The 23,706-nt window shown below is 50.4% G+C and carries 23 protein-coding genes; 9 read left to right on the forward strand and 14 right to left on the reverse strand.

Annotated features, from left to right (window positions below; genetic code table 11):
- Positions 1-29 precede the first annotated feature (29 nt).
- Positions 30-443 carry a SulA-like leucine-rich domain-containing protein gene (locus ADINL_RS12990; protein WP_036548580.1) on the forward strand — a complete coding sequence of 138 codons (414 nt, stop codon included), beginning with the start codon at positions 30-32 and terminating at the stop codon, positions 441-443.
- Here ADINL_RS12990 and ADINL_RS12995 read toward each other — a convergent pair whose 3' ends face one another.
- Positions 444-2,612, reverse strand: a complete 2,169-nt coding sequence (locus tag ADINL_RS12995) for a methyl-accepting chemotaxis protein (RefSeq protein WP_036548583.1) — start codon at positions 2,610-2,612, stop codon at positions 444-446.
- Between the two features lie 161 nt (positions 2,613-2,773).
- Between ADINL_RS12995 and ADINL_RS13000 the strand changes: the two genes are divergently transcribed.
- Genes ADINL_RS13000 through ADINL_RS13010 form a run of 3 tightly spaced genes read left to right on the forward strand, consistent with a single transcriptional unit; the run spans position 2,774 to position 6,232 of the window.
- On the forward strand, positions 2,774-3,838 hold the full coding sequence (locus ADINL_RS13000) for a YcjF family protein (RefSeq protein ID WP_152547677.1): 1,065 nt from the start codon (positions 2,774-2,776) through the stop codon (positions 3,836-3,838).
- Positions 3,807-5,300: a GTPase family protein gene (locus ADINL_RS13005; protein WP_051632803.1), complete on the forward strand. Its 1,494-nt coding sequence runs from the start codon at positions 3,807-3,809 to the stop codon at positions 5,298-5,300. Before ADINL_RS13000 ends, ADINL_RS13005 begins: the two co-directional genes overlap by 32 nt.
- Positions 5,301-5,359: 59 nt before the next feature.
- On the forward strand, positions 5,360-6,232 hold the full coding sequence (locus ADINL_RS13010) for a DMT family transporter (RefSeq protein WP_036548586.1): 873 nt from the start codon (positions 5,360-5,362) through the stop codon (positions 6,230-6,232).
- Here ADINL_RS13010 and ADINL_RS13015 read toward each other — a convergent pair.
- Together ADINL_RS13015 and ADINL_RS16065 are read right to left on the reverse strand one after the other, a co-directional pair.
- The gene (locus ADINL_RS13015; protein WP_051632804.1) at positions 6,229-7,707 is read right to left on the reverse strand and encodes an ABC transporter substrate-binding protein; all 1,479 of its coding nucleotides are present in this window, start codon (positions 7,705-7,707) and stop codon (positions 6,229-6,231) included. The genes ADINL_RS13010 and ADINL_RS13015 overlap by 4 nt on opposite strands.
- A complete protein-coding gene (locus tag ADINL_RS16065) occupies positions 7,700-9,109 on the reverse strand; it encodes a GGDEF domain-containing protein (RefSeq protein ID WP_051632805.1) in 1,410 nt (469 codons plus the stop codon). Before ADINL_RS16065 ends, ADINL_RS13015 begins: the two co-directional genes overlap by 8 nt.
- A 225-nt stretch (positions 9,110-9,334) precedes the next feature.
- On the opposite strand from ADINL_RS16065, the gene ADINL_RS13025 reads away from it, so the two are divergent.
- From ADINL_RS13025 to ADINL_RS13035, 3 genes are read left to right on the forward strand one after another with little or no spacing between them, the layout of a single operon-like run.
- Positions 9,335-10,345: a methionine ABC transporter ATP-binding protein gene (locus tag ADINL_RS13025; protein WP_036548588.1), complete on the forward strand. Its 1,011-nt coding sequence runs from the start codon at positions 9,335-9,337 to the stop codon at positions 10,343-10,345.
- Positions 10,342-11,004, forward strand: a complete 663-nt coding sequence (locus ADINL_RS13030) for a methionine ABC transporter permease (protein WP_036548591.1) — start codon at positions 10,342-10,344, stop codon at positions 11,002-11,004. The genes ADINL_RS13025 and ADINL_RS13030 overlap by 4 nt, the downstream gene beginning before the upstream one ends.
- 33 nt (positions 11,005-11,037) lie before the next feature.
- Positions 11,038-11,811, forward strand: a complete 774-nt coding sequence (locus tag ADINL_RS13035; RefSeq protein ID WP_036548592.1) for a MetQ/NlpA family ABC transporter substrate-binding protein — start codon at positions 11,038-11,040, stop codon at positions 11,809-11,811.
- 54 nt (positions 11,812-11,865) lie between these two features.
- Here ADINL_RS13035 and ADINL_RS13040 read toward each other — a convergent pair whose 3' ends face one another.
- Positions 11,866-13,557: a diguanylate cyclase gene (locus tag ADINL_RS13040; protein WP_051632806.1), complete on the reverse strand. Its 1,692-nt coding sequence runs from the start codon at positions 13,555-13,557 to the stop codon at positions 11,866-11,868.
- A gap of 42 nt (positions 13,558-13,599) precedes the next feature.
- On the reverse strand, positions 13,600-14,577 hold the full coding sequence (locus tag ADINL_RS13045) for an NADPH:quinone reductase (protein ID WP_036548601.1): 978 nt from the start codon (positions 14,575-14,577) through the stop codon (positions 13,600-13,602).
- Positions 14,578-14,792: 215 nt separating this feature from the next.
- Between ADINL_RS13045 and ADINL_RS13050 the strand changes: the two genes are divergently transcribed.
- Positions 14,793-15,713, forward strand: coding sequence for a glutaminase (locus ADINL_RS13050; protein WP_036548604.1), 921 nt, complete (start codon positions 14,793-14,795; stop codon positions 15,711-15,713).
- A 106-nt stretch (positions 15,714-15,819) separates the two neighbouring features.
- Here the strand turns inward: ADINL_RS13050 and ADINL_RS13055 are convergent, their stop codons facing one another.
- The 4 genes from ADINL_RS13055 to ADINL_RS13070 all read right to left on the reverse strand — a co-directional run bounded on the left by ADINL_RS13055 (position 15,820) and on the right by ADINL_RS13070 (position 17,739).
- Complete coding sequence (locus tag ADINL_RS13055) at positions 15,820-16,371, reverse strand: GNAT family N-acetyltransferase (RefSeq protein ID WP_036548928.1); 552 nt, start codon at positions 16,369-16,371, stop codon at positions 15,820-15,822.
- A 27-nt stretch (positions 16,372-16,398) separates the two neighbouring features.
- Complete coding sequence (locus ADINL_RS13060) at positions 16,399-16,929, reverse strand: MerR family transcriptional regulator (protein WP_036548607.1); 531 nt, start codon at positions 16,927-16,929, stop codon at positions 16,399-16,401.
- 60 nt (positions 16,930-16,989) lie between these two features.
- Entirely contained in the window at positions 16,990-17,184 is a 195-nt protein-coding gene (locus ADINL_RS13065; RefSeq protein WP_036548609.1) for a MerR family transcriptional regulator, read from the reverse strand.
- A gap of 159 nt (positions 17,185-17,343) precedes the next feature.
- Complete coding sequence (locus ADINL_RS13070; protein WP_036548611.1) at positions 17,344-17,739, reverse strand: GFA family protein; 396 nt, start codon at positions 17,737-17,739, stop codon at positions 17,344-17,346.
- A gap of 189 nt (positions 17,740-17,928) precedes the next feature.
- On the opposite strand from ADINL_RS13070, the gene rlmF reads away from it, so the two are divergent.
- A complete protein-coding gene (gene rlmF, locus ADINL_RS13075; protein ID WP_036548613.1) occupies positions 17,929-18,861 on the forward strand; it encodes a 23S rRNA (adenine(1618)-N(6))-methyltransferase RlmF in 933 nt (310 codons plus the stop codon).
- 101 nt (positions 18,862-18,962) lie between these two features.
- On the opposite strand, the gene aqpZ is transcribed toward rlmF, so the two are convergent.
- From aqpZ to ADINL_RS13095, 5 genes are all read right to left on the reverse strand, one after another.
- Positions 18,963-19,670, reverse strand: a complete 708-nt coding sequence (gene aqpZ / locus ADINL_RS13080) for an aquaporin Z (protein WP_275574409.1) — start codon at positions 19,668-19,670, stop codon at positions 18,963-18,965.
- 338 nt (positions 19,671-20,008) lie between these two features.
- A complete protein-coding gene (locus ADINL_RS16875; RefSeq protein ID WP_084154517.1) occupies positions 20,009-20,377 on the reverse strand; it encodes a GFA family protein in 369 nt (122 codons plus the stop codon).
- A 364-nt stretch (positions 20,378-20,741) separates the two neighbouring features.
- Positions 20,742-21,938, reverse strand: coding sequence for a hypothetical protein (locus ADINL_RS13085; protein ID WP_036548615.1), 1,197 nt, complete (start codon positions 21,936-21,938; stop codon positions 20,742-20,744).
- A 302-nt stretch (positions 21,939-22,240) separates the two neighbouring features.
- Complete coding sequence (locus ADINL_RS13090; protein ID WP_036548617.1) at positions 22,241-22,756, reverse strand: P-loop NTPase family protein; 516 nt, start codon at positions 22,754-22,756, stop codon at positions 22,241-22,243.
- A 222-nt stretch (positions 22,757-22,978) separates the two neighbouring features.
- Positions 22,979-23,706: FMN-binding glutamate synthase family protein (locus tag ADINL_RS13095; protein WP_036548932.1), on the reverse strand; the 728-nt coding region annotated here is incomplete at its 5' end.

Consider the following 23,706-nt stretch of genomic DNA (forward strand, 5'->3'; position numbering starts at 1 on the left):
TATAAATGAACAGTTAATGAGGTGCTGTCATGTATCAAGCCCACACTGCCATTGAATCCATTATTCGCCAGCCGACGCAGTTCCTGCCTTTGCTGGCCGATGCCAGCCTGCAGTCTCGCTGGGTCACCCTGATTGATCCGCCTGAACTGCCTGAGCAGCAACAACTGATTGATGCCGGAGTCGATATTCGCAAACTGCGTATCGTGCACACACGCAATCGGCATCAGTGGTTGAAGACCCTGAGCACCTGTGTATGTAATGGATTGAATAGTCTGGTTGTTGCCTGGCCAGAGCCTTCAGTCAGTCATGCGACAGTGAAAGCACTGGGTGAGGCTTGCCAGCATGGTAAAAGCTTCTGCCTGCTGCTGGGTAATCGCCATCCGATGACAATGACCGCGACGACACCCATACAGCAAGAAGAACAGCTTCAGCTGGCCCTGTGATCAGATGGAGAAGCGCTTGACCAGATCGCCAAGACGACCGGCCGTGCTATTGAGATTTTCACTGGCACTGACATTATCCAGTACAGCTTCACTGGCCTCTTCTGATTGACGCCGGACGCTTTCGACACCGGCTTCAATGGTATCCAGTTGCTGCAACTGCAAGCGGGTATGTTCGCCGATTTCCATATTCAGGCGACTGATCGTACCGACCTGCTCAATCACAGACTCCAGTGAATGTGCAACAGATTCAGTCGCAGCCGTATTCCGCGCAACCTGTGCCAAACCATTGGTCATAGACTCAACGCCCATATCTGAACCGGCCTGAATCTGCTCAATCAGCTCACGTATCTCCACTGTTGCATCACTGGTGCGCTGTGCCAGTTGACGGACCTCATCGGCTACCACAGCAAATCCCCGGCCATGCTCACCTGCACGTGCGGCTTCAATGGCGGCATTCAGAGCCAGCAAGTTGGTTTGCGCGGACACATTCTGAATCACACTGATCACTTGACCAATGTTATCGCTTTGCTGTTTCAGTGACTGGATCACCTCATTAGAGCGGTTGACTGTATCGGCCAGACTCGCCATTTCACGCTTTGCATTCTCGATATCCTGCTGACTGAGCTTGATCAGCTCATCGGCTGCCTGAGCCTGCTCGCCCGCCTTGCTACCACTGTCCGCCACCAGGCGCACCATTTCAGCCAGCGCACTGGTGGAGTCGATAATCGCCTGCTCACCCTGTTTTTGCTGCTCCAGCGCGTCACGTGTTTTACTGGATGTATTGGCCATCATCTGAGCGCTTTCGCTAATACTCTGGCCGGACTGAGTCATATCCACAACGTTTTGACGCAAACCCTCAATCATTGCATTGACTGACGCAATCACGAGTTTCAATTCACCGACAGCCCCGGCATCACTGACGCGGGTACGCAGATCATTGGCAGTCACCCGGCGCACACCATTCACAAAATTGGCCAAGGGTTGCACCAGAACACGCTGCAGCAAGATACCGACAGTGACACTGACAGCCAACGCAAACAGGATAAAGACTAACAATACCACCGGTACGGTCTCAGCATTACGCTGCGCCTGCAATGCCCGGTTGCCTGCTTCATCGATCCGCTCCATCTGATCTGATGCGACCGCCCGCTGTATGGCAGACAAAGAAGTTTCAATCTGACGCTCGACCTCAGGAATGCTCTGCAGGGACAGGGTTAACTGTTGAACCGAACCGGTCAGGTCACTGATAACAGAACGGGTACTGACATTGGACTGGTTAATCAGCAGCAAGGCATTGTCCAACACCTCTGCAGAGGTCGCACTGGCGGCAATCTGCTGTGCCGTTGCCGACTGGGTTTGTTGCGCCAGCTCATTGGCCTCGGCTGCTGTCCGGTTGGCCAGCTCCAGACTGCCCTGCTGGATGCGCACTGACAGCTCAATCAGCCCTTCCGTCGTTGCAATAATTTCAGCGGCCAAGGCACGACGCTCCGGAGAGTTCTCCATCCGCGCATAACGACGCACCTCACCCCTAAACGGGCGCAGATCACGTCGCAAATCAACCAGCAAGGTGCGTGTATCATCACTTTGATCAACATTGAACATGGCACTGGTCATCGCCGAGGTGCCACGATAGATTTGCTGCAGATTTTCCTCCAGTGATTCCAGTGCGCCTGGCTCATTCTGGCCCAGCTTGTAGAAATCAATCAGCGTCTGCAGGGAGTGCTGGTTGATCTGCTGAGCAGCCGTAATCATGGCATGCAACGGGCCCGAAACCATCTCCAGATTGGTGGCAATATGCTGAGTCACTTCACTGATTTGATTCATGCTTTCAGTCTGTTGCGAAGACACTTCACGCAACTGATTCAGACCGGCATCAATTTCGCCACTGGCTTGCTCTGTTTCATCCAGACGCTGACGCAAAGCTTGCAGGGTGGCAAGAGAGTTCTGCGCCTCTGACAGCTGCTTGACCTGCTTCTCCATCTGCGTCAGGGCATCCACAGATTGTGTCAGACTGTCGGCTACACTGGCCGTTTCTGATTGCAAAAACGTCAGGTCATCACTGAGCTTGTTGGCACTGAAAATGGCAAAACCACCGGTCAATAACAAAATTGCCAGCATCAGACCAAACAGCACGTTGATAATGAAACGAACGCTCATAATCTTCGTCATAGTTTACATACTCTTAGACCAAAGTTTACGTCAATATAACAGAAACCATGAAGAACGCTTATATTTCAGCAGCTTTTTTAAATGAATTAACGACATGAGATCACAACAATATTTCATCTATGTCACAATGGCGTCACCACAACCGATGCATGAGGGCCTGAATGGTGTCGCATAGATCTCCCATATCCGCCTTGCCAACACTCTGGTTACTGGGTAAAACCGGATCAGGAAAGACGTCTTTGATACGCTTCCTGACCGGCAATACTGAAGCGCAGATAGGCTCAGGCTTTCGCCCCTGCACCGCCACCGCGCAGCTCTATGAATTTCCGGAACATGAACCCTGGCTGAGATTTCTCGATGCGCGCGGGCTGGGTGAACCCGGTTATGATCCAGCCGATGATCTGGCCATTTGTGCCGCACAAAGCCACGCCCTGCTGCTCTGCGTACGACTTGATGACCCGGAACAAAGCAGCCTGCTAAGCGCTCTGAAAGAAATAAAAAAATCATCTTATATCAATAAATTACTAGTATTACATACAGCAAAAAATCAAATTGTAAATACACAGGATCAGTGTGCAGCGCAAGCATATCAACAACAGCAGATCGAGCAGATCTGGGGGAAGCCCATACCTCAGGTGCAGCTGGAGCTTGCTGACCCTGCCGACCCTGAAGGTGGCGATGAGCTGTTGCAGCACCTTGTCCAGCTGTTACCTGATGCGGCTCAACTGAGCCAGAAACATCAGCACAAACTGGCTGAGCAGCAGTTGTTTCTGCAACACCAAAAGCGCATTCGCCGTTATGCCACCATTGCCGCAGCAACCGACACCCTGCCCGCAGTCGGGTTCATTAGCGTGCCCGCGCTCCAGGCCGCCATGCTCAAACAGCTAGCCAGCGCCTATCAGCTGCAATGGCGACGGCGCGACCTGTCGGCCTTTGTTGGCACACTGGGCGCCGGACTGGGAATTCAGTATGCTTCCCATCTGGGCCTGCGACAGCTGGTTAAGCTCTTGCCGGTGTATGGACCCACACTGGGAAGTGCCAGCGCTGCCGCAATCAGTTTTGCGACGACCTATGCGATTGGTCGTGTGGCCTGCCAATACCTGTATTACCAACAACAGGAACAGCCCCTGTCTCCAGAGGCTTTGCAGCAGCTCTATCGTCAAGCACTGACCCGAATTCATGCCGAAAAAGCTCATGAAACGACTCATTCAACAACTCCTCAATAACCTGCGCATCAGCAAACAGCTGTCTGCAAATGGACTGCCATTGCTGCTGTTGTTAATTCTGTTTCCGGTCATCCTGCTGATGGGCTTTGGGCTATTGGCGCTCTACCAGATGGGCTATCTGCTGCACTTTACGCTGTTACTGACAGGATCAAGCCTGGTGTACGTTGCACTGCTGTATAGCATCAGGCGCAGCATTCAACCCCAGGCAGACAAGCAGACAGCCCCTCTCGTCCAGGCCAGTCCAGACTGGAGCGAGTTCGATCTTCAGGTCTGGCATAGCTTGAACCAGACCCTCGACAGCCAGTTGCAACCAGATGATAGCTGGGAGCTCCTGAGAGAACATGCACTGGCCCTGATCAGCGCCACAGCCAATCAGTACCGGCCCGGCAAAGCTGAGGGTGAACTTGCATTTACGTTACCCGAACTTCTGGCGATGACCGAAGAGGTCAGCCGTCGCTATCATCGTATCGTGCTGGAACACCTGCCCTTTGCAGAACAGATTCAACTCTCACAGATCAAACAGATCTACCGACACCGTGATAAAACCGCGCAGATAGAAAAAATCTGGCAGGTCTACCGCACCTACCGCCTGTTTACCCCGACAGGCGTCATTGCAGAGCTGCGCTCGCAACTGACAGGGCATCTGTTTAATGAAGTCAAAGCGGAATTAGCGCTGCGGCTGAAAAAAGCCTTTCTGCAAGAAGTTGTCAGTGTCGCCATAGACCTTTATTCCGGGCGCTTCCAGGAAGCCACTCCACCACCCCCGGCGGTTTTGGCGAGCGATACCCAGCCACCACTGCGTATCTGTCTTGTTGGTCAGATCAATGCCGGCAAGTCCACACTGGTGAATCTGTTAACCAATGCGCCTCAGGCTGAAGTCGATTTACTGCCTGCCACAGACGAGACACAGGCCTATGCACTGAAAATCGAAGGCCTGCCACTGATGCATCTGATAGACCTGCCGGGGCTGGACGGCTCCAGTGACAGATCTGCGTTAGCCGTGCGTGAAGCCACTCAGTCTGATTTGGTGATCTGGTTGCTCAAAGCCAATCAACCGGCCCGACAGATCGACCTGGCGTTCAAGATACAGCTCGATGACTTTTATGCAGCACCCGATAAACGCTCAAGAAAGCGCCCACCCCTGCTGGCACTCCTGACACAGATCGACCGTCTTTCAGCAGAGCCAAGCAAAACTGCCGAGACGTGGCTGCAGGAGGCTCTGGATTATAACCAGTCACTCTTGCAACCTGACCTATTGCTCCCCCTGTCAACAGCACCAGACCAGCCATCAGCGGGTATCGAGCAGCTCCTGGCTCAACTGGATCAGCTGTATCCGGCTGCACGCCAGGCGCAGTTGAACCGGTTACGTCTGGACAAAACACCCGGCTCTATGCGTAAAGAAGCCACACGCCTCTATCGAATGGGACGTTCGCTGCTCAAGCGATTGAAAAAGACCTCTTGAACTTTTCCGACAGAGGCGTAGGCTGTGCTGCCTGTCTTCAGCTGAAGGTATTGACTCCCATGTCCAACAACTCCATTCGTTCTGATCTGATGCTGGTTGCCGTAACACTGCTGGCCGCCACCAGTTGGGTATTCTCACGTGAGGCCCTGACTGGCATGGCACCGTTGCAGTTTATTGGTGGCCGATTTTTCTGTGCCGGGCTGGTTTTGGGAGTCTTTGGCTACTCGGCACTGAAGCGACTCGCGGGTGAAGCCTGGCTGCGCGCCCTGATGACGGGGGTGATTATGGGTATCGCCATGTGTCTGTGGATCATGGGTCTGTACCACTCGGACAATATGGGAATCGGTGCCTTTATCACCAGCCTCAGCGTGGTTTTCGTACCCATCGTAGGACGTTTTTTCTTCGCTACCCGAACTGCGCTCAGCACCTGGATCGCCATGTTGATTGCACTGCTGGGGCTGGCTTGCCTGAGGATTGAAGGAGGCTTCTCCCTGTCCGCATCAGATCTGTTTTTTCTGGCTTCCGCGGTCATGCTGTCGATCCACTTTAATCTGAACAGTCGCTATGCTGCACGCATTCCGCCTTTACCGCTGACAGCGATCCAGCTCTGTGTAACCGGACTGGTCGCGCTTTCTCTCTCTGCACTCACTGAAGCGCAAGCCATCACACTGAATGCATCCCTGCTTGGCTGGTTACTGGCCAGTATCGTCATCGGTACCTGTATGCGTTTTTTTCTGCAGGTCAAAGCCCAGGGCATGGCACCTGCCAGCCACGCAGCGGTAATCATGACACTGGAGCCTGTCTGGGCAAGCCTGATCGGCATCCTTATCTATGCCGAACGCATGACATCGATACAGCTCTTAGGCTGCATCCTGATTTTCAGCGCCCTGCTGGTGAGTCGCTGGCGTTTTCTGTTACGTCGTCCCGGCTAATCGCCATCAACCCAATGCAAATCTTCCAGAACAAATGAGGGGATGTAGCTGCCTTCCCACATGCCGCGCAGGTTGCGATGCATAAAGTTCTGCTCAGGGCGCATGAACAAAAAGACATTCACCGCATCTTCAGTGACCTGACGTTGCGCCTCGCCCAGCAGCTGATGGAGTTCAGCTTCCGTACGTGCATTCAACACCTGTGACCAGATCGCTTTGAACGCCTCGTTGTCATAGTTAAAGTAATAGTCATCCCGGGCATAGATGTTCAGATCCATGGGCTCAACATGCATGATCAGCGTCAAGGCATAATCTCGCTGCTCAAACACCTGCTCCATCCAGGACTTCCAGTCCAGCTGTTCCAGCTCAACCCGAAAGCCAATAGCCTCCAGGTCATCCGCTATCATTAAGCCACCATAACGTCCGTAGTCGGTCGGTGGTATCGTCAGGCGCACCTCCAGCTCTTCCGGAACACCGGCCATCTGCAACAGCTCAATCGAGCGCTGAGGGTCATAAGGATAGCGATCCACCAGATCAACATATGCCGGATGTGACGGTGCAAAATGACTGCCGATCAACTCAGGTTCAAATTGTGGACCATAGAGGGTGCTCAGTGCATCCCGGTCAATGGCATGCGCCAGGGCGCGCCGTACGCGCAAATCATCGAAAGGAGGCTGAGCATTATTAATTGCCAGCAGCATTTTACTTTCAAGCTTTCGGGCACTCATGCGGTAATCCGGTCGCACCATAAACCGATTAGTGACCCGGGTGACGCTGAGTAAGCCATCCACCAGCCCTTCCGCCAGTACATTTTCTGTCCCCACACTGGTATGCATAAACACAAACTCGGCATGCTGCAGTGCAGGAGCTTTACCCCAGTAATCATCAAAGCGCGACAAGCGCACAGAACGCTGTGGTGTCCAATCGACCAGCCTGAATGGACCTGTTCCTACCGGGTGACGGGCATTATTGGCAACACTGTCAGGGTGCACCATGACCGCAGCAGGCAAAGCCAGTGAAAACGGCAAGAACACATCCGGCTGATGCAGGTGGATCAGCAGCGTAAAATTGTCTTCGACCTCGACCGAAGCCACCTTGTCAAACCACTGCCGCTGGGGATTTTGTGAGTCTGCCGCGATTATCCGGTTCAGTGAAAAACGCGCAACCTGCGCATCAAATGAACTGCTGTCATGAAAGCGCACGCCGCGACGCAGCGTAAACCGATAAGTCAGTCCATCATCAGACAATTGCCAATCGGTAGCGAGGCGTGGACGCAACTGCCCGTTTCCATCAACGATCACTAACCCCTCAAACAGATTGCCATAGGTCATTTCGCCCGCCGCCGCGGCAGCTGTCATAGTAGGGTCCAGCATCGGTGGCTCCAGCTGAATACCCAAACGAACTGAATCCCTGGCTTGAACCTGGCCAACCGAGAATAACAGAGACAAGGCCAGCAATATCACATTCAATCTATTCATTCTGATCACCTTCTGCCACGACTAATACATTCGCCTGAATCGCCGTCTTTGCCACGCACACACAGTTACGGCCTTGTGCTTTTGCCCTGTACAATGCCTGATCAGCCTCGAGCAGAGCTGCATCCAGCACGGCTTCAGCAAAGTCATCACTGGCCTCCAGGGCTAAAGGCGTCGACTCAACCAACGCCAACCCGAAACTGCAGGTCAGTTGGACCGTCTCCCCATCAGGTAAGCATAGTGGATTAACCTCGAGCGAGTGACGCAGTTTATTAAACAAGCGTTCCGCATCATCCAGTGACTGCACAGGCAGTATGGCTGCAAACTCTTCCCCACCCAAACGCGCTAACACATCGGTTTCACGCAACCCGTCCGCCAGCAGTTCTGCCAGATACTTCAGTGCCACATCACCGACAGCATGGCCCTTCTGGTCATTGACGCGTTTGAAGTGATCGATATCACACAAGGCCACACATAAAGGTAATGAACTTTGGCGCAGAAGGCGCCTGGCCGCCGCATGAAAGTGACGTCGATTGGCCAGGCCGGTTAATGGATCATGTTCAGCCAGAAACGAGAGTTCCTGATTGATGCACTGCATGTGAGCTTCTTGCTGCTGTATACGTTCTATATAACTGCGTACCGTCTGGGACAGCTGTGCAATTTCATCTGTACCGCGCTGCTCAAAGTCCTGCACCGAGACAACCGGTTTACTGACAGCCCGTTGCATTTTCAGAATACGTCGTACCACCGTTAAATCAAAATAAGCACCAGCCAATACAGCAAACAGCAAGATAAACAGCGCCAGCGCAACCAGATTCTGTTGGTGCAGACGTATCTCTTGCTGCAAATGCTGGCTTTGTTGCGTCATTTGCAGGCGCACCTGAGTCGCAAAATACCCCATCAACACCGAAAGCTCACCCGCAAGCTCCCGATTCTGGGCGGCCAAAAGCCTTAGCTCCTCCTGCCCATCAGCATCGATACGCTGATTGATGCGATCACGCACCAAATGATTCAGCTGACGTATATTCAAGTCGAGCTGCTGTTGAATCTCTTCAACACGCTGCAGCATATCAGCATGGTTACCGACAGCGGACACCTCGGCTGTCATATGCCGAATCCAGACCGTCCTGTCAGTCAATTCAACCAGAGCCCGACGTCGCTCATTTTGCGTTTCAGCGGCATAGAGCATCAGACCAAGACTGATCAACGACTCGGCTTGTTGCACCACGCGAACAGAGGTCATCAGGTTTTCCATTTCAACCTGGCTAATCTGTTCAACCAGAGCATGAAGGCGCTCGAACGCTCGGGCTGTCAATGCAGTCGCACCCACAACCAGCAATGCAATCAGAAAGGTAATACCCAGCGTTTTTGCATTGAGCCCCAGCCGATACCCTTTCACACCCATTTAAACGACCACGTTCGATGTTTTAAAATAATTCATTGATATTTATACTATTTGTATTTTTATATTAGTTTTATTACTCGAAAACAATTGTTGTACAAGCCTATCGAATATACAAGAAAAATATGGCAGTAAGCTTGCGTAAATCTGCATGCAACGTGGTATAATCGCATAAAACTCGAATTCCTTATTACTTAATAGCATTACAACCCAAAAGGTTAACTTCCTGTGATCGAATTTGAACGTGTACACAAGACTTACAAGGTCGGTGGGCGCGAGATTACGGCGCTGGAGCCCTGTGACCTGCAAATACCGCAGGGACAGATCTTCGGCCTTATCGGCCATTCAGGCGCCGGTAAAAGTACTCTGCTGCGCCTGATCAACCGCCTTGAAGAGCCCAGTGGCGGCCGCATTCTGGTAGATGGTATAGATGTCACAGCCTTACCTGCAAAAGGGTTACGACAGTTTCGCCAAAAACTCGGCATGATTTTTCAACATTTCAATCTGCTGTCCTCCAAAACAGTGGCGGACAATGTCGCCATGCCGCTGAAACTGGCAGGCGAACACACGGCTGCAGAAATACGCACACGGGTTGCCATGCTGTTAGCACGTGTCGGCTTAAGTGATCACGCCGACAAGTACCCGGCACAACTGTCCGGTGGGCAAAAACAGCGAGTCGGTATTGCCCGCGCCCTGGCAACTTCTCCGAAAATTCTGCTGTGTGACGAAGCGACCAGTGCACTAGATCCACAAACGACAGCACAAGTACTGCAGCTGCTGAATGAACTTAATCGTGAATTAAACCTGACCATCGTACTGATTACCCATGAAATGGATGTCATTCGCCGGGTATGTGATCAGGTTGCCGTGATGGATGCCGGACAGATTGTTGAACAGGGGCCGGTGGCCGAAGTGTTTCTGCACCCCAAACATCCAACGACACGCCGTTTTGTCTTTGAGGCAGAGCAACTGGACGAGAACGAAATGGCCAATGACTTTGCCCAGGTGCAGGGTCGTATTGTACGCCTGACATTTCAGGGCCAGGCTACTTATGCCCCGCTTCTGGGGCAGATCGCGCGCCAGTCAGGCGTAGATTACAGCATTCTGGGCGGACGTATCGATCACATTCGAGACGTCCCCTATGGCCAACTGACTCTGTCGCTGGTGGGTGGTGACGCAGATGCTGCGCTGGCACAACTCAAGGCTGCGGATGTCACTGTCGAGGTGTTACGCGCATGAACTATTTTACCAATGTTGACTGGTATGATATCTGGATGGCGACGCTGGACACCTTGCTGATGCTTGGCGGCTCACTGTTCTTTACCGTCTTGCTGGGCCTGCCTCTGGGCGTACTCCTGTTCATGACAGGTCCAAAACAGATGTTTGAGCGAAAAGGACTCTACGCCCTGCTGTCTTTCTGCGTAAACGTTCTGCGATCACTGCCGTTTATCATTTTGCTGATCGTGATGATTCCACTGACGCTGCTGATCACTGGCACCTCTTTGGGAGTCGCCGGTGCAATTCCACCGCTGGTAGCAGGTGCAACACCGTTTTTTGCCCGTCTGGTTGAAACCGCATTGCGTGAAGTGGATCGTGGCATTATTGAAGCCACACAAGCCATGGGAGCCAGTACCCGGCAAATCATTGTCAGTGCCCTGCTACCGGAAGCACGTCCCGGCATCATTGCCGCCATTACCGTAACGGCCATCACCCTGGTGTCCTATACCGCCATGGCCGGTGTTGTCGGTGCCGGTGGTCTCGGTGACCTTGCCATACGCTACGGCTATCAGCGCTTTCAGACCGATGTGATGTTGGTCACCGTCGTACTGTTACTGATACTGGTACAGATTCTGCAAAGTCTTGGAGACCGTCTGGTTGTCCATTACTCCCGTAAGTAAAAACTACATAATCCTTATATTTCGGAGATTTAGATGAAAAAGTTAATTCTCGCCCTCGCTGCCTTGACTGCAGTATCTGCTGCCCAGGCAGATAGCCTGAGCGTTGCAGCGACTGCTGTGCCTCACGCAGAGATTCTTGAATTTGTGAAGCCTGAACTGGCTAATCAGGGCGTGACACTGGATGTCAAAGTCTTTACAGACTATGTACAACCCAACGTACAGGTTTCAGAAAAACGCATTGATGCCAACTTCTTCCAGCATCAACCCTATCTGGATAACTTCAACACCACGCGCGGCACTTCACTGGTCACCGTTGCTGGCATTCATGTTGAGCCTTTTGGTGCTTACTCATCCAAACATACCAGCCTGGATGCTCTGCCAGAGCGCGCTCAGGTCGCCATCCCGAATGATGCCACTAACGGCGGCCGTGCCCTGTTACTGCTGCAATCTGCAGGACTGATCACCCTGAAACCTGAAGCAGGCATTACAGCGACACCTCGCGATATCGCAGAGAACCCGCTGCAATTGCGCATTCGCGAAATTGAAGCAGCCACCCTGCCTCGCGTACTGAACCAGGTAGACCTGGCTCTGATTAACACCAATTACGCGCTGGAAGCCGGCCTGTCACCTCGTGATGACGCCCTGGTCATCGAAGGCAGCGAGTCTCCTTATGTCAACATTCTGGTCACCCATGCGGATGAAACAGAAAATCCAGCCCTGAACGCACTGATTGATGTTCTGAAAACAGATGCTGTGCGTGATTTCATTCTGGAAAAATATGAAGGTGCGGTTGTACCGGCGTTCTAATAACCCAGAACCACTTCTTACAGGGCATCTACGGATGCCCTGTTTTATTTCTGCTCAGGCATGCGCCAAAACCACCCGATTGCGCCCCTGCATCTTGGCCTGATACAGACACTGATCAGCAACACAGATAAGCTGCTCCAATCGCTCAATCTGTTCATCGCGTGCTGCAACCCCGATACTCGCACTTAAACTGATCAGCGCATCCTGTTCACGCACTTGCACTGTACCAATACACGCTCGCAAGCGCTCTGCCACCCGAACCGCTTCATCCCGGGTCGTTTCCGGCATAAACAAAATAAACTCTTCGCCACCCCAACGAGCCAGAATATCGCCACCTCGAATCGACTGCAGCAAAGCCTCTGCTGTCATCTCCAAAGCCAAATCACCCGCTTTATGCCCAAAGGAATCATTAATTTTCTTAAACTCATCCAGGTCGATAATTGCCAGGGACATAGGTCGATCATAACGTACACAGGATTGCCACAAAGGCTCCACTCGCTCGGCAAATGCCCGGCGATTATTCAGGCCTGTCAGGGGATCCAGACGCGCCATCGCCTCCGCTCTCAAGCGCTGGCGCTGTGTTCGTCTGAACTGCTCTGCCAGTGCCAATGCCAGCAGCACTGCTTCAATCATCGTCCCCAGATCTACCGCCCGATAGCCTGCAGGGCTGAATGGAATCAGCCCCCACACACTCAAAGCAGTGATCATGCCCCCTAATGCAGCAATCACCGAAGCGCAGAGAAAGTAACGTGAAGCCGGATTACCGGCTCGCCAGGCAACCCCACCTAGAAGCAACATCAGCAGCGTTCCCAACAAGATAAAACTGAAAGCCAGATAGAGGGCAGCGACACGCCCCTGCGGTATCAGCAACAGCACCGCCAGGAGCAGAATCACAGCAATACACAACCACTGGATCGCCTGGTACAGGCGTGGTGCACTATTGCGGATATTCAGGAAAGACAGCGCAAATACCAGACCACTGCTGCCATAAAGAATCATCAAGACGGGATTGGCCCACTGCTGCCAGGTAACCGCTTCCGGCCAAAGCCAGCGAAAACCATGACCGGTATAAGCCAGATTCAACCAGACAAACAACCCCACATAAATGGCATAATACAGATATTGCCGGTGTCGTATACCGGTGTAGAGCATCAGGTTATAGAGCAACAGCGCCAGCATCACGCCATAAAGCACCCCGTAACTATACGCATCCTGTTCATACCGCTGTTGCTGTACCTGATAGCTACCTAAATACAAGGGCAACAACATGGGATCAGGTGTAGCCACTCGCATCCACAGTTCGGTTGTTCCCGATGGCAAAGTCAGCGTTTGAGCAAAATAACGATGATTGAGTGGCCGCTGCGAGAAGGGAAAACTGTCACCCATCAGCGTCTGTGTGAGCAGCTGATCATCCTGCAAAAGATAGAGTTCAATATGGTCCAGCCAGGTTGTCTCAATCGACAATACGCGCAACAACTCGTCTGCACTGCTATTCAGCAGTGCTATACGTATCCAGTGAGGAGAGGCACCGATTCCAAAACTCAGGAAAGGCGAGGAAGAAGGCGTGAACTGCCCCTGTCTGAAGGCTTCCCGCGCTGTATCAAGCGATATGGGCTGACCGGTTTCCGCATAGTAAAAGGCGGTACTGCCTGGCAAAACCAGCGGCTGGTGCTGTAAATCAATCAAATCGCCCGCTTTGGCAAAGCCACTTAGTATACACAACAGCAGCAAAGCCCAGCGGGCCATCATTGATCACCTATAGTCACTTCAGGTAGACCACTCGCTATATCAGGGAAGCAAAATCGTCGAACCCGTCGTTTTGCGACTCTGCAAGGCATCCTGAGCCTTTCCGGCATCAGCCAGCGCATAGCGGTTGGCAATATCGATCTGAATCTTACCACTGCCCAGCATGCCGAAAAAGTCATCACACATCATTTCCAGACGTGCCCGCGTATCGGCATAACCGTTCAGACTTGGCCGGGTCACAAATAACGCGCCCTTCTGATTCAGAATACCCAGATTGACGCCATCGACCGGGCCGGATGCGTTTCCAAAACTGACCATCAGTGAGCGTGGTTTCAGGCAGTCCAGTGAAGTAATCCAGGTATCTTTTCCAACCGAATCATAGACAACGTCACACATCTCACCCTGCGTCAGCTCGCGCACCCGCTCCACCACCGATTCTTCGGCATAATTGATCGTTGCCCAGGCCCCCAAACGACTGGCCAATGCCGCCTTTTCCGCTGAACTGACGGTGCCGATCAGTTTAACGCCCAAGGCGCGCGCCCACTGACAGGCAATAGACCCGACACCACCCGCAGCCGCATGAAACAGAATCGTTTCACCGCCCTGAAGTGCCTTGGTCTGGCGCAGCAGGTACTGCACAGTCAGCCCTTTCAACATGCTGGCAGCCGCTGTTTCAAAATCTACAAAATCAGGCAGACGGACAACCTTTTCAGCAGGCAGTGTGTGATGCTGAGCATAGGCACCCAAAGGACCCTGAGCATACGCCACACGATCCCCTTCTTTTAAATAGTCGACGCCCTCACCCACCGCATCCACATACCCTGCCCCTTCAGTACCCAGCCCTGAAGGCATCACCGGAGCAGGATAAAGGCCGGTACGGAAATAGATATCAATGAAGTTCAGCCCTATTGCCTGATTACGTACCCTGACCTCGCCCGGACCTGGATCACGTGGTGTCGTATCAACCAAGGCTAAAACACTGGAATCCCCGGTTTTGGAAAACTCAATACGCTGACTCATGCTCACTCCATTACAACAATAATTAGGATTGAAGGCCTTTTTGGGCCGCGTGCTAGAGATCATACGAGGCTGAGCGATATTGCACAATTCACAAAAATTTATCTGCTCATTACATAATAAAGAACGACAGGCTATGCGCCCTACTGAAGCCATAGCCGAAACAGGTTAAACTAGCCTCACCATAACAACAAAACCGACTTAGAATACATACAATAATGCAAGACTTTCTTGATGGCCTCGTGCTGACACTGTCAGCCGAAACAGCGCGCGGCAAAGTTGCCGACTATATTCCCCAACTCGCACACGTAGACCCTAAACAATTTGGTATTGCTGTCTGCACACCCGATGGACAGCTGTATTCAGCAGGCCATGCCAACACCCCCTTTTCCATTCAAAGTATTTCCAAGGTGTTTACCCTCACGATCGCGCTTGGAAAAATGGGTGACGGCATCTGGAAACATGTCGGTCGGGAACCCTCTGGCGATCCGTTTAACTCGATCGTGCAACTGGAACATGAATCAGGAAAACCACGTAACCCGTTTATTAACGCGGGCGCCATCGCCGTGGTGGATGCCATCATGATGGGTCATGAACCCAAGGAAACACTGGCAGAGATACTCAATTTCGTTCGCTTTATCGCCCAGGACAACAGCATCTGCTTTGACCACAAGGTCGCCGCATCTGAAATGGAACATCGTGATCGCAACGCCTCACTCGCGCACTTTATGAAAGCCTTTGGGCGACTGCGTCACGACGTCGACAAAGTACTGGGTACCTACTTTCATCAATGCGCTATCGCCATGAACTGCGAACAGCTGGCGCGTGCAGGATTGTTCCTGGTATCTGACGGCATCGATAAAGCCACCAATACTCGTGTTGTATCAGCGCAGCGCGCCCGACGCATCAATTCGCTGATGATGATGTGCGGGCATTACGATGGTTCAGGAGAGTTCGCATATCGTGTCGGACTACCCGGAAAGAGTGGTGTTGGCGGTGGTATATTAGCCATAGCGCCCGGCAAGGGTTCCATTGCAGTCTGGTCACCCGGTCTTGATGCGCTGGGTAACAGCTATCTCGGCACACGTGCACTGGAACAGCTGGTACAGAAAACCGGCTGGTCTGTATTTGGACACTAGCACCCGCCCCGTCACACCAAGGCTACCTCGGAATACCGAGGATAGCCTTCCTGATTCATCAGGATCTGCATTGCTTTGGATGCGAGATCAAAGTAGCTTTCCCCAATCAAGATTGCTCTAACGCGGTTGTCGCGTTATGCAATGTTTTCCATTGTTCCGAGGTTAAGCGGTATAGCCTTACCGAACGACCATGAAACTCCAGTACATCAAAGTTGGAAAACCCTGCGTTTTCAGCAACCTTTAGAGATGCCACATGCTCTGGCTCTATGATCACAACCACAGAATCGAACAACTTTTCTTCAAAAACATAATTCAGAACTACTCTGGCTACCTCAGAGGCCAGCCCTTTATTCCAATAGCGCCTGGCAAGCCGGTATCCAAGGTTAATTTCCTCGACATCAGCGACTGTTTCTGGCCCAACACCGCAGAATCCGATGAGTTCAGAGTTTTTCTTCTCAATCAGCGCCCACGGCCCCACGCCATGAGTGTCATAACAGGATAAGCACCACTCAATGAACCCCCGGGTAGCGGCCTCATCACAAACACCACGAACCGAGTATTTCATTACGTCAGGATCGCTTAGAATTTCTGTCAATGCAGGAATATCCTCCAGGGACAGCCGTCTTACAATCAATCTCTCTGTTTCACAAATCTGCACCAGAGCCTCCCTGTAGCTCATGTTTTTCTAGGTAGCCGCCTGCCTGGAGAACTGACGGATCAACGCAACTTCCTCCGGAGGTATACCCAGTGACTCCAGAAAATCCTGATGTGCATTGGGAGACATCTTTTCAAATTCCATATGCCATTTGTCCATTCCTTCCTCGTTCAACCCTGTAGAAGCGAGTAACGCAACCCACTGATCTTTAGTCATTGAACGGCTTTTCCGCAGCACTTGCGCATCACCGAGTAATTGGGCAATAACGCGCTGTTGCTGCCGAAGTGTTGCGATTTCCTCGTTGACCTTCTGCAAATGGAGTTCCAGTATAGCTGGAGCTGATGCGTCATCGGCTTGCAGCAGCCTTCCGATGACATCCAATGCAAGCCCCGCATGGCGATAGACCATTATCCTTTCCATACGTCGCAGATCAGCTTCTGAATAAAGGCGATAGCCGGACGAACTGCGTGCCGACGGTGAAAGAAGACCGATTTCGTCGTAGTAGAGAAGCGCACTACGCGATAATCCAACCCGTTTTCCAAGTTGTCCCACTGTATACATGCCGATAACTCCTCGCCAGGGGAAACCCACCTCTTCAAGATGGGTCCCACCCTTGGTGCATCAACCCGCCTGTGAGAACGTTCTAACGCTCAGGATATCCTTTTCGGAAAGGCCTATCCATTGCAGGAACGATTGATGTTGAACCGGATAACGGCGTTCGAACTCACAATGCCACTTGTGCATCATATTTTCATCCAACCCAGTAGCCTGGAAGAGTTCTACCCATTGTTCCCGAGTCATGCTGGCGTTACTCATCTGATTTCTCCTAAGGTCAATAATTGACGACACCATGCCGTCAACAATCAACTCTGGAGTATCAAGTAATAGACAGCTCAAGCTGTAAGTTTCAACACCTGAATTAAGCCGCACCGCGAAGCGGTGTCGACTTGAATAAACGGTTAGGTGCGGCCCGGCTTACTGTTTTGAAAATTGATCGAAGACCTGCTGCCCAGTCATTTTTCTGGTGTCATTGCGCAGTTCATAGAAATCCGGCTTCTCATCTATGAAGATTTCGCTGACCAACTTGAAATCTTGATCTTGAAACAATCCAGCAGGAAGAATGTACTCATTGTTAGGTAGAAGATGATAGAACAAGTGTGTTCCACACTTCTCACAGAAGCCACGTTCTGCCCATTCGGATGACTGATAGGCCTTAGGCTTATCTCCGGTGAACTCGATGCCTGATGAGCAGTGAACTGCAAACATGGGTCCACCTGACCAACGACGGCACATGGAACAGTGACAAAGACTCACCTCAGCATGATTTGGTGCTGAAACACTGACGGAACCGCAAAGACAACTACCTTTCATATCGATCTCCTAAAACTTCACTGCCGCGACTAACATGTTAATTCATCCCTCTCTCCGTTCAACCATGAGTGTCGCACTTATTATCTGAATTCAGGAATACGTATTCATACATCAAGGACATTAAGATTATAATGACGGGCTAAACCAGCCCCACCCTACTATTGAACACCAAGCCTCGGGTCTATTACTGTGAGCACCCTCCATCGAAGTAACAAAAGCCAAACCAGGCCTGATCGAAAAGGTCTGCACCCGAAAAATTTACACAACCGAGGCTATGATTTCCCTGATCTCATAAAAAGCCATCCGGCACTTGCCCCTCATGTGAAAGCAAACGCTTATGGTGACCTTTCCATCGACTTCGCAGACCCTTTAGCAGTGAAAATGCTCAACACCGCATTATTAAAGAGATACTACAACATTGTCGATTGGGATATTCCAGAGGGCGCTCTTTGCCCCCCTATTCCAGGTAGAGCCGATTATATCCATTACATGGCTGACTTGCTTGGGCTTGAACAGCACAGCATCAGGCTGCTCGATATAGGGACCGGAGCCAATGGAATCTACCCGATACTGGCTTGCCAAATTTACGGCTGGCAGTGTGTCGGTAGTGACATTAACACTCAATCGCTTGAGAACGTCGCCAAAATTATCGCCAACAACCCCTCACTCAAAGAACGTTTTACACTGCGCACACAGCAGGATAAAAATCACATTTTTGAAGGGATTATTCAAGCTGGTGAGTTCTTTGACGTCAGCGTATGCAACCCACCCTTCCATGCCTCGCTTGATGAAGCACTTAAAGGCAATCAACTTAAACTCAATAACCTTGCTCGCAGTCGCGGTGAACAAAAAGCAAAAACCGACTCCCCCACACTGAACTTTGGCGGGCTGGGAGCTGAGCTTTGGTGCAAGGGGGGCGAACAGTTGTTTCTGAAAAAGCTAATAAGAGAAAGCCAGGTGTATTCAACTCAATGCCGCTGGTTTACCAGTCTGGTTTCAAAAACTGACACGGTTAAGCCTGCAAAGAAATTGATTCGAAAGCTCGGCGCAGTAGATATTCGGGAAATAAAGATGATACAGGGGAATAAGACTACCAGAGTATTGGCCTGGACATTCATCTGAACCCTTCAGACCATAAGTAAATATGGTTTTTCTACAGCCTGAACACTGCATTCAGCGGCGGCATTCGTCGTCCGCTGAAGCAGGTTGTTAGCAATGCAAGATCAGTCTTCAGACGTTCCGATAATTCGATAAACAACTGCACCGAGAGCGCCGCCAACAAGTGGTGCGACCCAGAAAAGCCACAACTGCGCAGTTGCCCAATCGCCGACATAAAGCGCCACACCGGTGCTTCGTGCGGGATTGACTGAAGTGTTCGTGACAGGGATGCTGATGAGGTGTATCAGTGTTAAACCCAGCCCAATCGCAATCGGCGCAAAACCTGCAGGCGCACGCTTGTCCGTAGCACCCAGAATGATCAAGACGAACATCATCGTCATTACAACCTCGGTAATCAGAGCAGCTTGCATGGTGTAGCCGCCCGGCGAGTGCTCACCATAGCCGTTTGACGCGAATCCGTTTGCCACATCAAAACCAGCCTGCCCCGTAGCAATTAAGTACAGAACGCCCCCCGCCAAGATGCCGCCGCACACTTGTGCTGCAATGTAAGGCAGGAGTTCCTTTGCCGGAAACCGCCCGCCTGCCCAAAGCCCGACCGAAACGGCTGGGTTCAAATGACAACCTGAAATGTGACCGATTGCATAGGCCATCGTCAGAACAGTCAATCCGAAGGCCAGTGATACGCCCAGCAACCCTATGCCAACTTCCGGGAACGCAGCAGCGAGAACCGCACTACCGCACCCGCCAAGCACCAACCAAAATGTACCGATGAACTCAGCTGCATATTTTTTCATTGTCTTATCCAATTCCATGTGTAAATTCTGCCTAACGTTCACCATTAACAGCACGAGAGACGAGCGTCCACCGCCCCTGGGGAACGAACTTAATGACTTTAACCACTTGCTGAAACCAGCGCTACTTACAATCTCTCTCAATTGAGACAGCAACAAGACCATGGCAGAAACCCAAACCAGATTGATAGCCACGTGTGCAGAAACGAAAAAGCATGCTTGAGCAGCACTCTCGCCAATGGATATGAATTCACGTGATGATAAAGGCGATTACACGCTGTAATGCCTGAACGCCCCAAGCAGAGGCAGATTTTGCGTTTTGAACGCAGTGCAACAAAACTTGTAGCGGCCGTGGCTTGTTAACTGGTTTCTAGCCAGCAGGCTCTGGACTCTTGGTGACTTTGCTTAATACTCTTGGGAAAAAACGATGTATCAAGTGTTGCGACTGCAATAGACACCCAATCTGGAAATTTTTCGCTACCGCTCCACTCTATGCTGGAGCCACATACACTACAAAACTTGCGGACAATGCTTCCGGATGAGTTGTATGAGGAAAGGTGCTCTTCGCCTGAAACATATCTTAAATCCGTTTTCGGTAGACTTGCATACGTTGCAAAAGCAGCACCATGTTGCTTCTGGCACATCTTGCAATGACAGTGAGTTGTAGCTTTTGGCTCCGAGAGAAGCTCAAAAACCACTGCTCCACATAAACAACTACCTTTGTACATAGTCTTTCCTGAAACAGTTAATACCGCGCCGCCAACGGCGGTGAACTGCTGCGAATTGTTAATTGGCTACTGCAATATACCATCTGGGTTTCATACGCCAAAAGTCACGGCGCACGTTTGATTTTAAGATTTTCTTCGAATCCAAAACGTGCGCTTCACCACCTTCTCGGACAAAGACAACCCAGTGCGAGAATAATGCTAGCGACAACCATCATCCCCCATTTTTCAAACGCAGCAATCTCGAACGCTAGGCCGACGAGTGGTGAAGCCACGACGGAAAAGCCTTCGCCGTGTCTATGGTACCGGGGGAACTACAAACACCCTCTTGAGCCATTTGTTATGCTGGTAAACCTGCAATAAAGACTCAATAAGTACCCTGCCTTGCTTTCCAAATTTGAAATAGCATGTCTTTGTACTCTTTGTCTGACATAGATAAGAAATCGATTGTACTACCAGCTTCAGGCGTTTCTAATGCCTGTGTGGTTGAATCTAAATGTCGGCACGCCTGCAGCGCAAGACACTGTGGTAACGGTAATTTAACATTCATAAAGGCTATCAAAGTATCTATTAGCTCTTTGGTACTTTGCCTGTCAGCATGGGTTGTCCAAGGAGGATAAAAATTAATAATGTCCTCTACTTTCCAGTGTGGTGAATAGCGATGAATCATATACGGGACACAGGAGCGGCTGCGTTTTGTCGGCCCGTAATCGCTCGGTTCGTATCTAACATACATATTAAACTCAGAAAAAGGATAACTCCAGAGTTGGTTTCCTGATGGATCAAACTTGCTTACTTGTCCCGTGTGGCGGTTGTATTCATAAAGCTTTACCTGATTTTCTCCTGCGTATATAAATCGTCCCGAAAACAACAATAACGTTTGTAATACAAATAACAGAATATAAGGCGGAAGGAATACATCTTCATTAATCATCTGCAGGATATAGGACCAGCCAAACAGTGGAAAAATGACAAAATTGACACGCCTGCATACCTTAAGCCACTTCTTGAAGCGAGTGGTTGAATAATCATAAACAGTTAATTTTATATGATCCCAATCAAAAAACGTACGCCCGAATTTATCCGCCATTCCTCGTTGCCTCCACACGCTCGGAGTTAATTCCATGAAACCCATTGTGGTCGTGGGTATTATCATTCCACTATAAACCCACTTATTTAACGGCATGGATTTCGTGAAATTAAGAGCAAGATCATCATATTTTATGTCATAATGATCTCGGTTCTTTTTTTGAATTCGGAATAGAAAAACAGTAACAAGGATAAGAGCTGCATTAATCAACCAAGCGATAATCACCGGTTTCATCGCTGAATTAGCCAGCATACGATCGACATAAAAACCAGAACTAAATAGCAACACTAATGTAGCAATAACAGAAAGAGTCACCGTAATTATAACCAGAATATAAAGACAATTTAGCCCTACATTAAGTTCTTTCAACCAAGATGGTGTTAGCGGTAACTTAGGTAAACTCGACAAATCCGGTTCATAACAGTCTGGCTGCTTCCCGGTCCAGGCAGACTCACTGTATTGACATTGCAGCATGTTAACTCACAGAAATAGTATAAACTTCAATCCCACCAGTACGGCTTTATTCCGCTTACCCATAATAACAATCGGTCGGTGGGACTCAGTAGTTTCATCAATCAATCGATCGATAGAGGTTGCTGCAAGCCTCGGTAGCAGTAATTCCCACCATGGCGTACCTCTTGAACGGTTAATTTACAACTGATTGTACGCAACCAAGAACGTACGTCAAGACGAACGCTTTACATACTAAGCCCAAGTGAGAAAAATCATACCACAATGATTCTCTGGCAGTCTCTGTCGCGCAACCAATATTCCAATTACTTAATATGTCGGGATACAAAGCTATTTAGCTCAGAGACCGACTTAACAATGTATAATGATTTTCCATCTGACATTGCTTCTAATCTGGCAGTGAAGTCATCATTCCAGAATTTTGGGCATAGCCGTAAAACTTTATAGCTCTCAAGAGAACCTTTTAGTACCGAACTGCCCTCAGGCCAACCTTCAGGTTTAACCAAAAGCCCTTTTAGAAGTCTCTTTGTCACAAACCAGTAGCTTGTTATATATGGCAGATCAACGTAAACCAATGTATCAGCTGCTTCCAAACGCAGGTGAAATGAATCTATTGGCCCAAACCCATCAATGATCCAATTTCCAGACGATAAGATACGCTCATGTGCTTCATCAAACGAACGTCGATCTACCAGCTCCCCATTCTTTTTGTACACTATAGAATCTAGCTGGTGTAACTGTATGCCAGTTGTCAACGCTAGCGCTTTGCTTAAAGTGGATTTACCGCTTCCGGGCTTACCAAAAACTGCTATTTTTTTCATACTGCCTCCTTTATGTAAATTACTCCCATGAGGCAGAAATAAAAAACCCACCTCTATCGGGTGGGTTTGATAAATTACAGACGCATCAAAACTCCCACCATTCCTATGGAATGATGATAATTCGAGATACTTTGTGCGTAAGATTTAGATTCATATTTTTATACTGCTAGAAGAACAATTTAATGTCAACTAAAAATCGGATGAAGATGCTCCCTAAACTTGTTACACCGATTTCTCCGGGTCCGAGAATCCTGAATATTTTATCCCGGACAGGAATGCCATCTCGCGATTGAACGTTGCCAGATCATCTTTGTTGAAACGGTCTAAGCGGTCATGACCACACGCCCTTGCCATAACTTGCATGAGCTCAACCGACGCTTCAAAGAAATTTTTCAGTTGTACTGCCGATTTCTCAACATTGAGTCGCTGACGCAAGTCTGCTTTTTGGGTTGCAATTCCCGCCGGGCAGTTGTTTGTGTTGCACATGCGTGCAGCTACACAGCCAATAGATTGCATTGCGCTGTTTGATAAAGCCACGCCATCCGCGCCTAATGCCATTGCTTTCACAAAATCCATCGGCACACGTAGGCCGCCGGTAATAATAAGAGTGACTTCATTGCCAACGCCCTGTGCGTCAAGGTAGCGTCTTGCACGCGCCAGAGCTGGTATAGTTGGCACACTAATATGATCACGAAACATTTCGGGCGCAGCACCAGTACCGCCGCCGCGACCATCCAGAATGATATAGTCTGCGCTGGCATCCAAGGCAAACTGAATGTCTTTTTCAATATGATTGGCACTTAGCTTAAAACCAACCGGAATGCCGCCAGTCACTTCACGAACGCGATCGGCGAATGCTCTGAAATCTGCAGCAGTATGCAAGTCTTTAAAGGTTGGAGGCGATATCGCCGCCTCTCCTTCTGGAATACCTGTAGTGGCATAGTTAATTT

It is taken from the genome of Nitrincola lacisaponensis, from assembly GCF_000691225.1.
GTDB classification, from domain to species: Bacteria; Pseudomonadota; Gammaproteobacteria; order Pseudomonadales; family Balneatricaceae; genus Nitrincola; species Nitrincola lacisaponensis.

Excerpts from the sequence above, each read along its gene's own strand:
- ADINL_RS13035 (WP_036548592.1), top strand. The coding sequence starts at position 11,038 with ATGAAAAAGTTAATTCTCGCCCTCGCTGCCTTGACTGCAGTATCTGCT.
- ADINL_RS12990 (WP_036548580.1), top strand. The coding sequence starts at position 30 with ATGTATCAAGCCCACACTGCCATTGAATCCATTATTCGCCAGCCGACG.
- ADINL_RS12995 (WP_036548583.1), bottom strand. The coding sequence starts at position 2,612 with ATGACGAAGATTATGAGCGTTCGTTTCATTATCAACGTGCTGTTTGGT.
- ADINL_RS16065 (WP_051632805.1), bottom strand. The coding sequence starts at position 9,109 with ATGGGTGTGAAAGGGTATCGGCTGGGGCTCAATGCAAAAACGCTGGGT.
- ADINL_RS13045 (WP_036548601.1), bottom strand. The coding sequence starts at position 14,577 with ATGAGTCAGCGTATTGAGTTTTCCAAAACCGGGGATTCCAGTGTTTTA.
- ADINL_RS13085 (WP_036548615.1), bottom strand. The coding sequence starts at position 21,938 with ATGCTGCAATGTCAATACAGTGAGTCTGCCTGGACCGGGAAGCAGCCA.
- ADINL_RS16875 (WP_084154517.1), bottom strand. The coding sequence starts at position 20,377 with ATGTACAAAGGTAGTTGTTTATGTGGAGCAGTGGTTTTTGAGCTTCTC.
- ADINL_RS13010 (WP_036548586.1), top strand. The coding sequence starts at position 5,360 with ATGTCCAACAACTCCATTCGTTCTGATCTGATGCTGGTTGCCGTAACA.
- ADINL_RS13015 (WP_051632804.1), bottom strand. The coding sequence starts at position 7,707 with ATGAATAGATTGAATGTGATATTGCTGGCCTTGTCTCTGTTATTCTCG.
- ADINL_RS13065 (WP_036548609.1), bottom strand. The coding sequence starts at position 17,184 with ATGAGTAACGCCAGCATGACTCGGGAACAATGGGTAGAACTCTTCCAG.
- ADINL_RS13060 (WP_036548607.1), bottom strand. The coding sequence starts at position 16,929 with ATGTATACAGTGGGACAACTTGGAAAACGGGTTGGATTATCGCGTAGT.
- aqpZ (WP_275574409.1), bottom strand. The coding sequence starts at position 19,670 with ATGGAATTGGATAAGACAATGAAAAAATATGCAGCTGAGTTCATCGGT.
- ADINL_RS13005 (WP_051632803.1), top strand. The coding sequence starts at position 3,807 with ATGAAACGACTCATTCAACAACTCCTCAATAACCTGCGCATCAGCAAA.
- ADINL_RS13030 (WP_036548591.1), top strand. The coding sequence starts at position 10,342 with ATGAACTATTTTACCAATGTTGACTGGTATGATATCTGGATGGCGACG.
- ADINL_RS13090 (WP_036548617.1), bottom strand. The coding sequence starts at position 22,756 with ATGAAAAAAATAGCAGTTTTTGGTAAGCCCGGAAGCGGTAAATCCACT.
- ADINL_RS13070 (WP_036548611.1), bottom strand. The coding sequence starts at position 17,739 with ATGAAAGGTAGTTGTCTTTGCGGTTCCGTCAGTGTTTCAGCACCAAAT.
- ADINL_RS13050 (WP_036548604.1), top strand. The coding sequence starts at position 14,793 with ATGCAAGACTTTCTTGATGGCCTCGTGCTGACACTGTCAGCCGAAACA.
- ADINL_RS13000 (WP_152547677.1), top strand. The coding sequence starts at position 2,774 with ATGGTGTCGCATAGATCTCCCATATCCGCCTTGCCAACACTCTGGTTA.
- ADINL_RS13040 (WP_051632806.1), bottom strand. The coding sequence starts at position 13,557 with ATGGCCCGCTGGGCTTTGCTGCTGTTGTGTATACTAAGTGGCTTTGCC.